Below are 17,239 nucleotides of genomic sequence, written 5' to 3'. Positions count from 1 at the left end.
CCGCAAGTATAGAAGGATTCTCTTATTTCAATTTTTTGCATTTACAATTTAAAAATATTCTTTTGTACATTAATATGTGGAATTGGTATGTGAATAAAAATCTCAAGTATCTATATACCGAACCATATTTCACGAATAGTGGAAACATTTTAAAAGAAAAAAATGCTGGTATCTTCGTAAAAATAGCAGAGTCCAAGGGATCTTGCATAATATGGTTTATGGTGGTTAAAAACTGTACAAGGAAGGATTAAAATGCTTCTTATGAACCATCTCAAGTATCAAGGGCTCCTCTGCAACATCGAGATCTAACATAAGTGTGTGATGGTGCTGGCTTATTCTTTTATAAACGTAAAGATGGTGGTGCTCAGTGGCTTTATCGTTAGGATAAACATTTAGCGTTATATCATTAATTATATAACCTCTTAAGAGGAGATAAAATCATAAAGAATAGAAGAAAACTATAAAGATAAAAAACATCTCTCAATTTAGGCTAGTGAATATGAGATAAAGCAGTGCGTGGAGCGGTTTTTCTGAAAAAATAATCATAAATAGCACTCATCTAAAGATGATAGTTATGATCAAGAATGTTGCTAAAAGATATCACGATTATTTATATGCGAAACATATTAAAAACTTTAGAAAGAACAAAAGCATGTGAAACAGAAGTTACAAAGTATATCGTGAGGGTTGAAAGCATTTTTGTTTCTGGTTCTCATGTTGGAATATTTCGTTTTTTATTCATAATGTTATATATTTTGTCATAAGAGTACAGATAAGAGTAAGTTCTATGTATATGTAATAGCATTCGAATTATACGTGAAGGTTTTTTCATCTCGTTTCTGTTTTTATTTAGGATATTAAAATTATTTTTGAAACAGTAAATCTCGAATTAAAGATTTAAACGATAACCATTTTGATCTGTCATGAGAATTTGTGCATTGGAGGGATCTTTTTCGATTTTTTGTCGCAAACGATAGATATGGGTTTCTAAAGTATGAGTGACAATATTTTCATTATAACCCCAAACTTGTTCTAACAATGTTTCACGGCTGACAATTTTATCATTGGCATAATAGAGACATTTAAGAATCGCTGCTTCTTTTTCTGTGAGACAGATTTTATTGTTGCATTGATCAAGAAGAAGTTTTTGTCTTAGTTTAAAAGTATAGGGACCAATATGAAAGGTTGCGTCTTCATTTTGTTCATATTGGCGCAACTGTGCTCGAATTCTCGCTAATAACACCGCAAAGCGAAAGGGTTTTGTTACATAATCATTGGCGCCTGTTTCAAGATCTAAAATATTATCACAGTCTGTATCATAATTTGTTATCATGATAATGGGGGCACGAAATTCTTGGGTGCGTAATTGTTTAACGGCTTTGTAGCCATCAAGATCAGGAAGTTGAAATCCCAAAATAGTGAGATCAATATTTTCTTCTTGGATTATTCTCATTCCCGCTTCTGCTGTTTTTGCTTGGAAAATTTTAAACTCTTGATGCATTTGCAATTGTTCTACTAAAATGGGGCGTAGATCATCGTCTTCAACGATTAAAAGAGTATAGTGGTTCATGTTTTTCCTTATAGGCATATTGATGCACTGATTGATATAGTTTCATGAAAAATGAGATTTCATGCAAGAAAAATTAAAAGAAGAAAATTAAAAAAGAACGCTTCTAAAAAATAAACTTTTATAATTTCTAATGGTTGCTTGCTGAAAAGAAGGTATTCCGTCTGCAGAGTATTTTACGTATTGGTTGGAAGCGTTTTTTATGTTCTAGAACGTGTTTTAGCTATTGAGTGTCATCATCTTTACGCTTATGGAGAAACAAGCTAGCACTATCATTCACTTTGCCAGCTCGTGGGTGTTGCGGACAGTCCTTGGCACTTGAGACGATTCATAGGAGGAATTTTTAGTGCTTTCTTTCACGTTTTTTATCTATATGGGACTTTCTCCGCTTAGAATGTGCAAGCCAATAGCTTTTGATTGATTCAATATAAAACAGGTTGGGAATGAGAGAATCCTGCGGTATGAGGCGCACTCGTCCAACATGCAAAACAATGAACACGCAATATGATGCGTTTTTTAAGCGTGAAGAGAATTGTGCAACACTTAGCACATATGCACTGTTTAGGAGAACTTCACGATCGTTTTTATTGTTTTTATCCACGTTCAGTTTTGTTTTTTTGTTGCATTTGTGTGCGAAGGGGATTGTGTGTTATGTTCGTGGTGTTGCTTATTATAATCGTTGAGCAAGCTTTGCCTTTAGCAATGCCGAAAAGATGCATCATAAAGAGGTTTTTTGTGTAATTTGGAAGGAGACTGTATTGAGAAAGAGTGCAGGATAAAAAATGACAAAGAAAAATATCATATTTATGCATTTAGCATGAGAATACCTCAACAGAAGGATGTGTTGAGCTTATTCTTCTGCGCTATGAAGCATCTTTTTATATGAGTTAATGAATAAAAATTATTGTTTTAAGATAAAAGCATTTCCTCCTTAAGGTTGCCCATTAAACAGACTTCTTTCCATTCATCTTCTGTTACGGGTTGCACTGATAAGCGGCTGGCTTTGACCAGCACCATATTTGCTAGTTTGGGATTGGCTTTAATTTGTTTTAATGAAACAGGTGTTGGCATGTCACAAAGTGCACGGATGTCCACACATTCCCAGCGTGGATCAGAGCTTGTAGAATCAGGGTGCGCTTCAGCACATATTTCTACAATTCCTACAATTTCTAAACCTTTATTTGAATGATAAAAAAAACCTTTATCACCATATTTCATAGCGCGCATATTGTTACGGGCTTGATAATTGCGTACACCATCCCATTGTTCGCCATCAGCTCCTTTTTTCTTTTGCATCTCCCATGACCATTTATGGGGTTCAGATTTAAAAAGCCAATAAGCCATGAGTTCTCCTTTTTCATAGACTGTTATGCATTTTTATAAGCATCTTTGTAATACCATCAACGATGATTTTTAAAATGGGGTAAAGAACGACTATTATCTATTTTTTCTTGTTTCAAAATAATGTGTAGTAGAGAGACACGCTCCATTGATATTTCATGTTGTATAAAAGTATTTTGCTCTTTGCTTATCTTTTCAGCTATGGTTTGAAATGCGGTTACTATAAGAGTTTGTTGGAAAAAATTAAGAAAATTGGTTCTAAAAAGCTTTAAGATTACAATGACAATGAAACGAATAAATGATCAAAGATGATGAGGTCAACGAATGGCATTCATATCTATGCTTCGTGGGAGAGAGTAGATCTTATTATGCTGTAAAATACCGTCATTTGAAGTGTAATGATATAAGGCAGTTTTTTGAAACATGAAGTTTTTAAGAATGTGTGGTGAATATTTAGGTTTACGTGTCGATCTTTGGGTTAAGTGAATTGTGTGAGTGGGAAGCAGGTGGAATCTGCTCGATAGAGAATTCGGACTATCTATAGACCGGATTGAGTAGAAATCTTCGTTCTTTAAGATGTGTGTAGGACGTCAATTTTATTATACTTTTGTTCCACGGCGTCCCATCCCGATCAAGGGCGGGGCTTTTTCATCTAATGGCCAGCGTGAGCGGGGTGCAATGTCAAGAGAGTTTGTTTCTCCTCGTACGAGTTTTTGTGCACCGGCAAAAGCAATCATTGCAGCATTATCGGTACACAAGGAAAGAGGAGGGGCTATAAATTCAAAACCATGTTGATGGGCAAGTTCTTGCAACGTAGAGCGAATGGCTTGGTTTGCGGCAACACCGCCTGCGACAACCAAAGCAGGAGAACGCTTTTCTTGATCATGAGAGAGAGGATATTGGTGGGCAAAGTGTTGTAGGGCTAGGTGAATACGATCATGTATTGTATCGGTCACGGCGGCTTGAAAACTTGCGGCAATGTCAGCAATATCATTTTCTGTAAGGGGAGCTATGGCTGTTGCGGCTTGTCGAACAGCAGTTTTGAGTCCTGAAAAAGAAAAGTCTAACCGTTTTTCACCTTTTAAAGGTCGTGGAAGAGGGATGCGATTTTTATCACCAAATAAAGCTGCTTTTTCAAGTGCTGGTCCACCAGGATAAGGAAGACCTAAAAGTTTTGCTGTTTTATCAAAGGCTTCTCCTAATGCATCATCAATGGTGGTTCCTAAACGCTGGTAGTTACCTACTCCATGAACAAGGATTGTTTGTGTATGGCCACCTGAAACTAAAAGTAATAAATAAGGAAAGTTGACATTGTGCGTCAACACAGCTGTTAAAGCATGTCCCTCTAAGTGATTTACGGCAATAAATGGTTTTCCAGTAGCAAGAGAGAGTGCTTTTGCGCTCATAACCCCTACCAACAGTCCTCCTATCAAACCAGGTCCACTGGTGGCTGCAATGCCATCAATATCTTTTAATTTTGTGTTTGCTTCTGTTAGTGCTTGTAGAATTAAATGATCAAGAACTTCAACATGGGCACGAGCAGCAATTTCAGGAACAACACCGCCGTAAGGTGCATGGTGATCAATTTGACTCCAAACAACATTGGAAAGAATTCGGCTGTTTGATTCATTGTTATATTCAATGACAGCCGCTGCCGTTTCATCACAACTTGTTTCTATTCCCAGCAGACGCATTTTAAACAAAACCTTATATTGAAGCTTCTTTCCTGCGTGCGTACCATGAACAGAAAAAGATGCAAAGTATTTCTCTTAGAATTGTTTTTTCTATGAAAAATATGTGTTTTGGCATTTTCTTTGAATTTTATGATATCGTTGATTAAAAAATAAAGCTGTATTTTCGAGTATAAAATGCAATTTTTTTTTAAAACTTGTCTATTAAAGGCGATAATTGTAAATATTATTGAGAAAAGCTGCATTTTTAAAACTTTTTTCATTTTATTATTTTATCATTAAAAAAAGTGTGCACGAAAAGTGACAGAGATGGTCGATTCTTCAAAACCAAAAGTTAAACCACATTATGTTGGTACGCGCCGTAAGAAACCAGTTATTGAACATGAAGCTGTTCCCCATGATTCAGAGGAAAAAATCCATAATTCTGTAGAAGCTCAGGCGCGAGAAAAACAGAATATGCAAGGTCAGGATAAAAGTATCTCTAGTACAACTTGGCTTTTCTTATCCCTTTCTGGGATTTTGGGGGGATTCATTGCTTTGGGAATTTTTATGGGGCTTCAATGGGCTGGTTTTTTTCCTTCTCCTTTTGTGGAAAATTCTGCTGGAGGAGAAAAAGCGTTGCAGATTGCTGAAGCCGCAAAAAGTCAAGGTGAAGACACAAAGGAACAATTGAGGCGGGTCTTTCAAGAAATTGATACGTTAAAAACAGAGTTTTCTTCTTTTTCATCACAACAGTTTAAAACAACGAAAAATGATGAACTATCGAAAGAAGAAAGCAAAAAAGCTTTTGCGATTTTAGAGGAAAAAGTAAAAGCTCTTGAAGAAACTGTACAAACTTTTGTTAGAAAGTCGAAAGATATAGAGACGGCTTTGTCTGTTGGGCAGAGCAATGCAAATAATTTTTCTGCGTTAAAACAACAGTTAGAAGCACTACAGGAAGAAACTGCTGTTAAAAATAGTGAGAAAAAAGAAATAGATACCGCGCTCTTTACTGCAATTAGTTCATTAAAAAATGCTGTAGAGCGTGGTGGATCTTATAATAATGAATTAAAGCTGTTGCGGCAATTATCGCCTTCGATTAATGGACTTGATGTGTTGCAAAAAACAGCTACTGTGGGTCTTCCAAGTTCAGCACAACTTTCAGTTGATTTTGCTCATGTTGCTGATGCAATTGTTGGTACGCAAAATCTTGTTGCGTCAGATGCTGGTTTTTTTGACCGAATTTTAGCGTGGATAAAAGGGCTCATTGTTTCGCGACCGATTGGAAATGTTGAAGGGACAACGCTGGGGGCTATTGCGGCACGCATGGAAGTTGCCATTCAAGCTGGTGATTACGAAAAGGCTTTGAGCGAATGGCAATCATTGCCCCAAAGTGCAAAAGATGTTTCAATGGATTTTGTTAAGCAGCTTGAAAGACATATTGCTATTCAACAGTTGTTGCAGCAATTGTTATTGTCTGTGCAACAAGGATCTTTTAAAGCAACAAAGATGTAAATAGGCCCAAGATGATACGTGTTTTTATTTATATTTTTGTTGTTTGTATCCTCGGTTTAGCTTTCACGTGGGTTGCTAATCACAATGGTATTTTTGTTCTCACATTTTTGCATTTCAGATTTTCTGCTTCATTGCTTACAGTGTTAAGTGTGCTTATTTTGTTTTTTGTAACGCTGGTGCTTTTATGGTGGTTATTGTCTTTCTTTTTTTCCATACCGAGTGCTCTTTCCAATTATTTTTATAAACGCCATCAAAAGCGTGGTTACAAAGCTCTTTCAAAGGGGATTCTTGCAACTTTTGCTGGTGATAGTATGGTTGCGCAAAAAATGGAAGCACGGGTTGCTAAATATCTTGCAGGAAAACAAGAGCCATTGGTAAAACTCTTACAAGCGCAAACCTTGTCTTTACAAAATGACTCTGTTCGCGCCATCGGACTTTATGAAGAGATGAGAAAGGAAGATCCGACAAAACTGGTTGGACTTTATGGTTTGTTTCGTGAAGCGATGAAGAGTAAAGCTTATGAGGCAGCACAACAATATGCCGAAGAGGCACTGACTTTATCGCCAGCACTTTTATGGGCGCATCAGGCGGTGCTTGATCGGTTAAGTACTGAGGGTAAATGGGATAAGGCACTTACTATTTTTGAAAGAACGCAAAAAGCTCTCCCGCGTTCTATTCGCGCGACTCCAGAGCGGCAGCATATACAGGTTTTACTACTAAGTGGGCAGGCACTTTCTTTGTTTGATACACATCCTGTACAAGCACGTGAAGCTATTTTGAAAGCCCATAAATTGGCGCCTGATTTTGTTCCAATAATAGTTATTGCTGCTGATATTCTTTATAAATTAAACGAAACGCGTAAAGCGGATAAAATGATTATAGCGGCTTGGCAAAAGGAGCCTCATCCTGATTTGGGACCGCTTTATCTTGAAAGAGAAGAAGGAGCCATTGGGCGATTGAAAAGGGCTAAGACACTTGCTTCTTATAATAAAGATGCATTTGAGTCGGCTTTCCTTATTGCTAAAGCAGCTTTGGATGCTGGTGAAACAGCATTAGCAAGAGAGAAGGCACAAAAAGCATTACAATGTCATCCACGGGAAAGTGTTTATTTATTGTTGGCAGATATTGAAGAGGCACAGGGAAACAATCAAGGTGCTGTGCGTCAATGGCTTTCTTTAGCACTTCGTGCTGAACGTGATCCAGTGTGGATGTGTGATGGGTCCATTTTTTCTTCTTGGTCAGCGGTTTCTCCAATCAGTGGACGTTTGGGCTGTTTTGAATGGAAGGCGCCTCCTTGTATGCCTTCTCTCACATTAGAGGCGGACAATATTGTGTCGAAAAGGCAAGACAAAGAGTATGTTATGGGAAAAAGTGATGATGTTGGAGATAAGAAGCTTGAAAAATTAACACCTATAGATGATTCTCTTTTGCATAATGCGCAGGTGGAGAAACAAGATATAAAAGAAAAAGATGTAAAAATGTTCAGTCAAACTCACTTAAATGTTGATGATCCAGGGGTTAAAACAGAAGAAGAAACATCTTTATCGAGGAAAAAATTTCGTTTATTTTAAATTGCACCAATGTGATAATACGAATGTTTTCTCAGAAGAAACAATTGACCTAGAAGAAAAAATATCGTTAGTCTTATCCAATAAAATTATTCTCTTATGTTTTAAAAATAAAGTTTTGCTTGGTAGCAGAGGTGATTGGTTAAAAAATGTTTTTAAATCAGAGATGTCTTGATAAAAAACAAAAAAATAACAAACCAAGGATTGCTGTCGTTATTCATCGGCGCTCTACCTATACTGGTCGTTTGGGAAAATTTTTACAACAAAATGGTTTTGTTCTTGATATTTATCGTCCTATTTTTGGACAAAAACTCCCTGATACATTAGAGCATTATGCCGGCGTTGTTATTTTAGGGGGACCGATGAGTGTGAATGACAGCGAAGCCTATATTGGTGAGGAAATTGATTGGATTTCGTTATCACTAAAGGAAAATAAGCCTTTTTTGGGTATTTGTCTTGGAGCACAAATGTTAGCGCGAAATCTAGGGGGGCGCGTTGGTACAAGAAGTGATGGGACTGTTGAAGTCGGCTGGTATCCACTAGAAGCAACCCCACAAGGGAAGGAATTGATGAATTGGCCAGAGATGGTCTACCATTTCCATGATGAAGGTATTTATGATTTACCGAAAGAGGCAATGCTTTTGGCAACAGGGAATACATATCCTACACAAGCTTTTCGTTATGGAAACAATGCATGGGGCTTGCAGTTTCATGCTGAATTTACACGCGCTATGATGCGGCGTTTGGTCGTGCGTTCGGCACATAAATTGACTGAAAAAGGTGCTCAACCTGCTTGTGCACATTTGAAAGGTCGTTTAATCTATGATCGAGCTTTGAGCCAATGGTTTGAAAGCGCATTACACCAGATTTTTTGTACACCGCCCGTACTTGTGTGATTGTTGACAAAGCATTGATTTATATAGGTAATTCACGGTTTTGTATATTGAATGAGAACCCCGAATATAGTAAGGTTTTCTCATTCCAAACCTGTGTATGTTGACTCAATAAAAACTTCTTGCTTGCATGTCACAAGTGGGGCTGGCGTGTGGGCAAAAACTGTATAAGAAAAGACTAAAAATGCTTCTTATGAACTGTCTTAAGTGCCAAGGGCTGTCGCAACATTTGGGGGGTAGCCAAATATAATGATGGTGCTGGCTTTGGGGCCTCCATAAGCGTAAAGAGGGGGCTCAATGGCTTTATCGTTAAGAAACACTATTCATTATCATTTTTGTTGTGCTGTAAAACAGTATGGTTTAAGGCAGAGGTAGAAAATCTATGTAAAACTTTACACATGAGGTGTTTTTTGTTAAAGGGTGTAATGGGTTTTTTTTAAGAAAATCTTGTTTATTAAGCTTATGAGATACTATACTTTAGAACGATGTATAGGGGCTTCTTGAAGTGATCAGTAGATAAAATCCGATCGATTAAGAAGTTGGATTGTGTATAAACTGAACGTGGTTGGGAATCTTTATCCTTTTTAGGGTGGGGAGGAAGTTAAGAGATAAAGAAAGTTTGAATATTGTCTAAATCCTTTCAAATACCATCATCACAAAAAAGTTTTTCTTTGAGTTATTTAATTTGTGGGCTCTTTTGTCTTGCTCTGATATTTATTTATAGCGCACTCTGGTTTTTTTTTCACGTAAAATAGAAGACTATGTTTCTGATATATTCACAAAAGTATCTTCCCATAATATGGCGGCGGTATGTGAGAATGTGCACAAGGATGGTTATCCTTTACGTGTCGGTGTTGTTTGTGACAAGTTTCAATTTTCTTGGCCTTTACATGGGGTTTCTTTATCGACGGGGCGTTTGACAGCTGGTGCACCAATTTACGCACCTCATTTGGTCGAGTTTAATGTTCATTCTCCTGCATTAATTGTTTTTTCCGGAAAAACTCCCATAGTATCGCATTGGCGCAATTTGGTGATTGAAATAGAGCCTTATTGGAAAACGGGTAAAACATTGAAATTTATAGCTGAAGGGCTTGATATTTCATCTTTTTCCTCTTCCCCTGAAGATCAAAAGCTTCAAGAAGCATTAAGAGCACAAACGGCAGATAAAAAAACGACACAAGAAAATATTGAAGATCCGGCATCTTTGCAAAATACGCATGACGTGATTATTCAGCCGTTAGAGCCACAAGATATGCCTCAAAAAATAACGGCAGAATTTTTGCGTTTTGATCTAAAACATGAAAAGAATAATTTATCGGGACATATAACTTTTGACGGTTTTGATGCTTCTCCTTTTTTAAAATCTTCTTTTGTTGATATTCCTAAAATTGATGGCAATTTGAAATGGATTTTAAATGACATCTCTTTTCAGTCTGAAGATGAAGAAAAAAATTGGCAACAGCGACTGTATGGAAAAAGTGGACTTTTAAAGCAAGGTGAATTGACTTTTCATACAGGTGGTGCAGTGCGTATTAGTGGACCTTTTTCTTTTGATGATGAAGGATATTTGACAGCAAAATTTGAACTTGTCCTTATTCAGTCCATGAAGCTTCTTGACACTCTGCAGCACTTATTTCCCGCGCAAGCCAATAATCTTCAAGCGTTATTTTTTATTTTGGGTGTTTTGCCTAAAAATGCGGACGGCACTCCCGTTCTTTCCTTGCTCATTAACAATGGGTGGGTAAAATTAGGCTTTTTAAAACTTGGTCGTCTTGCTCCGCTTTAGGTGTTGTACCAAAGTCTTTTTTCATTTTTACTACCAAATTTCGATTTTTTCTGATTTTCATACTTTTTTTGCAATTTTAGAGTGTCAAAATCTATTTTAACAAAATGCGTATTTAATGGTAAAAAAAATAGCTATAAAAATAAAAAATTACCACCTACTCCTAATTCGTCCAACCTCTTTTCACTTAGTACAAAATCTTATGTCAAACTACATATAGCAACAGTGTTTGTATGGAAAAAGTGGCATTTTAAAGTATGCTGAATTGCCTTTTTATACAGGTGGTGTGGTTTTTGTTAGGAACCTTTTTCTTTATATATGGAATGAGCATATTGCATATATTTGTTTGGGTGTAACCTCTTAAAACAAGTAAATAGCCTAGTTGGAGGAAGATATGAAGTTGTAAAGGGGAAAATCAACATCCATCTTTACTGTCATTTTTTATTCGATTTTATGCATTTCAAAAGCAGTTACAGTTATATCTTTTAAATAATGGATTAAACTTATCCTTTTATTTCTGATATTTTTTAATGAAGCCATATGTCTTCCACGTAAAACAGAATATATTTGTATTGCATATTTACGTATTTATTAAAACAATATTTCTCAGTGCTTCTTATTTCACGATGTCGCCTATGAATGGTATAACGATAAAGCCATTAAACACCACCATCTTTTCGGTTATGGAGTAATAAGCTAGGGGGCAACACCATCATATTATATTTGCTAACTCCCAATGTTACTGCAGCTTTTGGCACTTGGGGCGGTTTATGAGGGGCATTTTTAGTCCTTTCTTTACTGTTTTTATCTATTCGGTTTTCCCATTTGCAATATGCAAGGGGAAATGGGGTTAATTGACAGTAAAATTTGAATTTATTTTTTATTTTGAGTGCTCTGTCTAAAAATGCAGGATAGGGCTTCCGTTCTTCTCTTGCTGATTAGTCATGGATGGATAGAACGGAGCAAAAGCTTAGCTGTTTTGTACAGCTTTTAAGTCTGAAAGTTTATGTTTTTAGGGTGAAAAATAAATCCTGTTGTTTTTTTGAAATTGTTGCAAACAATTCTATTGTGATAAATAGCGAGATTTTTATTTTTGGAACCTTGCCTAAAAATGCAAACTCCCGCTCTCTATTTTTGTTGGTTTGTTGTAGTGGTGGGATAGAACGGGAGATTGAGTGGGTCGTTTTGTATTTGCTTTAGGTTTGAAAGCCAATATTTTGAAGTTGAGAAATCAATCCTGCTGCAAAGGTAAAACGAGAAATATTGAGATCATTTTCAATAAGGGCGCTAATGCGGTTTGTAATGTTGTGAATATGATCTTCTTCTGTTTTTTTCCAAGTGTCAAAAGGATCTTTTTTCTTTCCATGATTTTTGAGGATTTTCATAACGATTTGCCGAAAGCTTTCAGAAACATTTTCTTTGGCTTGGCTTAAAGCCATACTATCATAATAATCTACTACAGGGATTATACGACTTGCTTCGTTAATGCGGTTTATACGAATGATTTGCGCAAGTGAAAAGTAGATCTCTGCGGTTTTAATAAGATCACTGTTGCTTTTTTTTGCAATTAAAGAAATATCACAGATTGTTGAAGCAGCTTCCAAGAGGGCTAATTGTTTCGCTAATGCTTTTGGTGCTCCCTCTTCGCTGTAGTGTAATGCTTTTTCTTCAATCTTTTGCTTAATATCGTTGTCGTGAGAATGCATAAGCTCTTTTTCAATAACGCTACGGGCTTGCTTTATTGTTTTTACAATTTCTTCTAATGGACGTGAGAGATCTATGTTGTGCAAACCCCAATTGGTTGTTTCAAAGAGCATTGGGGTCATTGTTGCGTAGAATTTATTTTGGACAAGACCGGGTATTTTATTATCAAGCTTATCAATTTGCTCAGACAATTGAGGAATTTCGAAACCATCGCGGATGGCAATGAAAACGCGAATAATATTTTCAGTCTTTTGTTCTGTTGCATCGTGTAGTCTATTAACAAAAGTGGGGCCTCCACGATTTACAATATCGTTGGCAATCAGCGTTGCGATAATATTACGACGCAATTGATGGTTAATAACTTCCTTCTTAAAATTTTCTTGAATTTGGGTTGGAAAATAGTTCAGCAAGGCTGTATTGAAATAGTGATCATCAACAATGGGGCTATTAGCAATTTCTTCTTTTAAGGTCAATTTAGCATAGGCAAAAATAACGGCGAGTTCTGGACGGAGAAGACCTTTGCCTTGGGTTGTTCTTTGTCGTAAAATTTGCTCATCAGGGAGTATTTCAACTCTACGATCTAGAAGCTTTTTTTGTTCCAAATCGTGCATAAAGCGTATTTGATAGGGCAAATCAGTAGTGCTTTGGTTTTCCGCCAAAGAAAGCGCAAGGGGTTGTAGATAATTGTTGCGCAAGACGAGTTGCTCGACTTGAGGCGTCATTTTTTTCAAGAGCTTATTGCGATCTTCGCGGGTTAACGTTTTGGCACGTAGTGCTGATGCAAGAACAATTTTGAGATTGACCTCAATATCAGAACAATTCACACCAGCAGAATTGTCAATGGCATCCGTATTGCATCGACCACCATTTAAGACATATTCAATCCGTCCACGTTGTGTAACACCAAGATTAGCTCCTTCACCAATAATTTTTGCACGCACTTGTTCTCCGGTAATGCGTATTGCATCATTTGCGCGATCACCTACTTGGGCATCGTTTTCTGTTGCAGCACGGATATAAGTACCAATGCCACCGAACCATAAAAGATCAACAGGGGCTTTGAGAAGAGCAGAGATAATTTCAAAGGGTGTTCCTGTTTGTTTTTCGAAACCAATGGCTTTTGCTGCTTCAAGTGAAAGAGTAATGGTTTTTTCTTTTCGTGAGAAGATACCACCGCCCTTTGATAATTTGCTTTGGTCGTAATCCTGCCAGCTTGAGCGAGGCAGTTTGAAGAGACGCATACGCTCTGCATAGCTTTCGTCTATGTTCGGATCTGGGTCAATAAAGATATCGCGGTGATCAAAAGCGGCAATCAATTTTGTTTGTTTGGAAAGCAGCATCCCATTGCCAAAAACATCACCAGACATGTCGCCAACACCGACACAGGTGAAGGGCGTTGTTTGAATATCGTGATTAAATGACTCTCTAAAATGTCTTTTGACGGCTTCCCATGCACCTTTAGCTGTAATACCAATGTCTTTGTGGTCGTAACCTGCTGAACCTCCAGAGGCAAAAGCATCATCAAGCCAAAAGTGGTTTGCTTGGCTGATGGCGTTGGCTGTATCAGAAAAAGTTGCTGTTCCTTTGTCTGCCGCAACAACAAAATAGGGGTCAGGGTCATCATGACAGATGACATTGTGGGGAGAACTTATTTTGCCGTTAATCAGATTGTCTGTAATGGAGAGCAAAGCTGTTATAAAGTCTGTATAAGCTTGTCGTGCTGCTTCTATGATGACAGCACGGTCATTTGTTTGGGGAAGCCGATGGGGATAGAATCCACCTTTTGCACCTGCAGGAACGATAACCGCATTTTTAACTTGTTGGGCTTTGACTAAGCTAAGCACTTCGGTGCGATAATCTAATGCACGGTCAGACCAACGAATTCCGCCACGAGCGATAGGTCCAAAACGCAAATGGACCCCTTCAACTTCTGGTCCATAAACAAAAATTTCTCGGTAAGGGCGCGGTTCAGGCAAACCTTCAATCTGGCGCGGATTTAATTTGGTGGCTAAAATACGCCGTGGACTTCCATCAGGAAGAGGTGTAAAGGCATTCGTTCGTAAACTCGCCTCGATAAGGTTACAATAACGGCGTAAAATGAGATCATCATCTAAACCAGAGACTTTCCGTAATTTTTCTTCAATGCGCTTTTGAATGACTTGTTGGTTTTTTTCCCGTTCTTTTTCTGTATGGCTTTGATGAAATTTTAAATGAAATAAAGCATAAAGATCTTGGGTAATGTCAGGATAAGCATTTAAAGTTTGGGCAACGCGATCTTGCGAATAAGGAATTCCAGCTTGTTGGAGATAGCGCCCATAATGGCGCAAAATAACAATTTCATGCCAATCAAGCTCAGCTGTTTGGGTGAGAGCATTAAAGCCGTCATTATCAGCATTTTGTGCCCAAATGGCTTCAAAGGTTTCGGCGTGTTTTTGACCGTCTTTTTCAAAATCGATACAGCGTTGGAAAGTACTTTCTAGCTGCATATCATGAAGATACACAGAGCGCCCATTGCCATCTGGTAATTCAAGGGTTTGTTCAGCAATAACGCGAAACCCCATGTTTTCAAGGAGTGGTACACGTTTGGAAAGGGCAAGTGCTTCATGGCGGTGAAAAAGCCGAAGAGAAATGCACTGTTTTTCTTTGTTTTGTGCGTGATAAAAGATCACGAAAAGGGGCTTTTCATCATGAAGACTTAGAATATGTCCGGCATCGTTAATAGCGTCTTCAGCTGAAAATAAATCACGATAGCTGTTGGGGAATTCACTGGCTAGACGTGTTTGTTGCTCTGTTATTTTCTTGTTAAGAGCGATGGCTTGAACCCTGTCTTCCCAACTTCGTGCAATCGAACGTACATGTTGTTCAAGTGTGGAGCGCTCGTGAAGAGGAACAGTTTCATTTCCTTTGCGATGGATGATATAATAGACACGTATAAGAGTGCTTTCCAAAAATAGCGGATAAGATTCAAAAAAGTCACCTTTATAAAGCTCAACAAAATGTTCGCCAACTTTTTCACGCAGGCTGCTGCTATATTGGTCACGCGGTACGTAGACCAGGATAGAAACAAAGCGTCCAAAAGAATCAGTGTGGGCAAGAACCCGTAAACGTGGGCGCTCATCTAATTGTAGAATAAGCTTAGTGTTTTCTGTCAATGTATCAACATCAGAGCGAAACATTTCATCTCTTGGATAGGTTTCTAAAGCACTGATGAGTGCTTTTCCTGAATAATCGGCGTGATTGTGTCCAAGACGTTGAATAATAGTTCGGGCTTTTTCTTTTAAGAAAGGAATTTGCAAAATAGAACGTGTATAAGCTGAGGAGGTAAAAAGCCCTACAATGCGTAATTCTCCACAGAGTTGGTTTTCTTTATCAAAGATTTTAAGACCAATATAATCGAGCCAAACAGAACGGTGAATTTTGGAGCGGCTGTTCGCTTTTGTCACGATAAACAGATTATCGCTTTCCATGAAGGATAAAACTTCTTGAGGAGGTTCTTTCATGCTTTTATCGTCAATAATATGAATAGAAGCATCCGTGAGTATACCAAGTTCAATATTACTCGCTGTAAAGGATTTTAGGGGTTTTTGGTCTTTGATGAAGTTGTAAGTGCGCATACCAAGGAAAATGAAATTATCGTCCATTAGCCAGTGAAGAAACTCAATGGCTTTTTCGCCTTCTTGTTTGTAGTGCGGGGGAAGACTTATTTGGTAGGCATGAATATGCTTTTCAACTTCTTCAAGCATAGGTTTCCAGTCTTGTACAGCAGCATTAACCTGTTCAAGAACTAAGGTGAGTTCATTTTCAAGTTTTTGTATTTGCTGTTTGTTTAATGACTCGATGTGAATTTGCATCAGACTGATGCGTTTTCCAGAAGCACAATCAATAATGGGGTGTGCAATCAAATAGATATGGTTTTTGTGTTGATTGAAAACATTTAAAATAGAATCGAGAAGGAAGGGTTTGTTATCATTGACAAGCGTGATAACGGTTACAGGTCTGTTACTACGGGTTAAATTTTGCTCAAAGCAGATGGTGTTGTTTCCCGTCTGATGGAGATTAAAAGCTTTTACCGCGATGGCTGTGGCCTTTTTAAGTTCTTCATTTTCATAATAAGTAATATCTTCTTTATCGGTTTGGGCAAAAAGGATTTGTTCTATTTTATCTTGGGTGTTTTTTGTTTCTGTTTTTTTTTGTTGCAACACATTCACTCTCCCTTTTTGCTCTTAAGGGGTCTTTTCTTCTCTTTTTAAAAGCAGACCATTATATTTTTTATATACTGTAACACCTTCTTTCTGAAGAAAATAGCTCTTTATTTGGAAAGAATGAGTTTGTTTTTGCTATTTTTAGTAATATTTTGTACTTTAAAGAAATATTTTGCTTCAAGGAAAGGGCATTTTTAGTATTTTTGTATGTTAATAGTTTGTTTTTTAAACTATACAAAATGAAAGTAAAAAAAGAAGCAAAAGTAAAGAGAGAATGGCGCATTTACCAGAAAGACTTTTAAGTGGTTACCAAAACTTTATAAACAATCATTTTTTATATAAAATAGCAGATTATCAGCAATTGGCGATTGAGGGGCAGAAACCTGAAGTTTTGGTCATTGCTTGTTGTGATTCGCGTGCAGTACCAGAAATGATTTTTGATGCTAAGCCAGGGGAAATTTTCACTCTGCGCAACGTGGCGAATGTGGTTCCTCCTTTTTCTCCTGATGACCAATATCACGCAACATCAGCAGCTCTTGAATATGCTGTGCAATTGCTTGAGGTGAGACATATTGTTGTTTTTGGTCATGCCCATTGTGGAGGCATTCGTACTGCTCTTAATGAGACATATAAATCTTTATTATCAAATGATTTTATCGGTCAATGGATAAGTCTCTTAGCTCCAGCAGCAGAAATCGTTTTGAATAATAAGTCGCTGTCTTGGCCAGAAAAACAGACGGCATTAGAGCAGCTTTCTATTCGCCATTCGTTGAGAAATTTAGAGACGTTTCCGTGGATAAAGCTTCGCAAAGATCAAGGTTTTTTGACATTGCATGGGGTTTGGTTTGATATCTCTAGCGGAAAATTATGGAGCATGGAACAGGAAACAGGTTGTTTTATGCGTGTTGAAGTTGAAAGTTTTGAAGTATAGTATTTGTTGTTTTTATTTCTTCGTATAAAAAGATATTTTATGATAAAACTTGACAAAGCTGGGGT

At 37.4% G+C, this 17,239-nt stretch carries 9 protein-coding genes; 5 read left to right on the top strand and 4 right to left on the bottom strand.

Features of this window, described 5'->3' with window-relative positions; translation table 11 throughout:
• Positions 1 to 889 precede the first annotated feature (889 nt).
• From ACFINZ_RS01200 to tsaD, 3 genes are all read right to left on the bottom strand, one after another.
• A complete protein-coding gene (locus ACFINZ_RS01200; RefSeq protein ID WP_375701121.1) occupies positions 890 to 1,570 on the bottom strand; it encodes a response regulator transcription factor in 681 nt (226 codons plus the stop codon).
• Positions 1,571 to 2,476: 906 nt separating this feature from the next.
• Positions 2,477 to 2,911 carry an EVE domain-containing protein gene (locus tag ACFINZ_RS01195; protein ID WP_375634332.1) on the bottom strand — a complete coding sequence of 145 codons (435 nt, stop codon included), beginning with the start codon at positions 2,909 to 2,911 and terminating at the stop codon, positions 2,477 to 2,479.
• A gap of 596 nt (positions 2,912 to 3,507) precedes the next feature.
• Positions 3,508 to 4,602 (bottom strand): tRNA (adenosine(37)-N6)-threonylcarbamoyltransferase complex transferase subunit TsaD, encoded by a 1,095-nt coding sequence (gene tsaD / locus ACFINZ_RS01190; protein ID WP_375683926.1) that lies wholly within the window; start codon positions 4,600 to 4,602, stop codon positions 3,508 to 3,510.
• Between the two features lie 306 nt (positions 4,603 to 4,908).
• On the opposite strand from tsaD, the gene ACFINZ_RS01185 reads away from it, so the two are divergent.
• The 4 genes from ACFINZ_RS01185 to ACFINZ_RS01170 all read left to right on the top strand — a co-directional run bounded on the left by ACFINZ_RS01185 (position 4,909) and on the right by ACFINZ_RS01170 (position 10,340).
• Entirely contained in the window at positions 4,909 to 6,093 is a 1,185-nt protein-coding gene (locus ACFINZ_RS01185) for a COG4223 family protein (protein WP_375683927.1), read from the top strand.
• 11 nt (positions 6,094 to 6,104) lie between these two features.
• A complete protein-coding gene (locus ACFINZ_RS01180; protein WP_375636560.1) occupies positions 6,105 to 7,664 on the top strand; it encodes a heme biosynthesis protein HemY in 1,560 nt (519 codons plus the stop codon).
• A gap of 146 nt (positions 7,665 to 7,810) precedes the next feature.
• Positions 7,811 to 8,557 carry a glutamine amidotransferase gene (locus ACFINZ_RS01175; RefSeq protein WP_375606037.1) on the top strand — a complete coding sequence of 249 codons (747 nt, stop codon included), beginning with the start codon at positions 7,811 to 7,813 and terminating at the stop codon, positions 8,555 to 8,557.
• Positions 8,558 to 9,353: 796 nt separating this feature from the next.
• On the top strand, positions 9,354 to 10,340 hold the full coding sequence (locus ACFINZ_RS01170) for a DUF2125 domain-containing protein (RefSeq protein ID WP_375683928.1): 987 nt from the start codon (positions 9,354 to 9,356) through the stop codon (positions 10,338 to 10,340).
• 1,193 nt (positions 10,341 to 11,533) lie between these two features.
• On the opposite strand, the gene ACFINZ_RS01165 is transcribed toward ACFINZ_RS01170, so the two are convergent.
• Complete coding sequence (locus ACFINZ_RS01165; RefSeq protein ID WP_375701120.1) at positions 11,534 to 16,243, bottom strand: NAD-glutamate dehydrogenase; 4,710 nt, start codon at positions 16,241 to 16,243, stop codon at positions 11,534 to 11,536.
• Positions 16,244 to 16,517: 274 nt separating this feature from the next.
• On the opposite strand from ACFINZ_RS01165, the gene ACFINZ_RS01160 reads away from it, so the two are divergent.
• Positions 16,518 to 17,174 carry a carbonic anhydrase gene (locus tag ACFINZ_RS01160; protein WP_375612226.1) on the top strand — a complete coding sequence of 219 codons (657 nt, stop codon included), beginning with the start codon at positions 16,518 to 16,520 and terminating at the stop codon, positions 17,172 to 17,174.
• Positions 17,175 to 17,239: the final 65 nt, after the last annotated feature.

This window comes from Bartonella sp. AA81SXKL, assembly GCF_042196945.1.
GTDB lineage: Bacteria > Pseudomonadota > Alphaproteobacteria > Rhizobiales > Rhizobiaceae > Bartonella.
The sequence above is the reverse complement of the archived record's forward strand: the minus strand, read 5'-3'. Positions and strand labels throughout refer to the sequence as shown.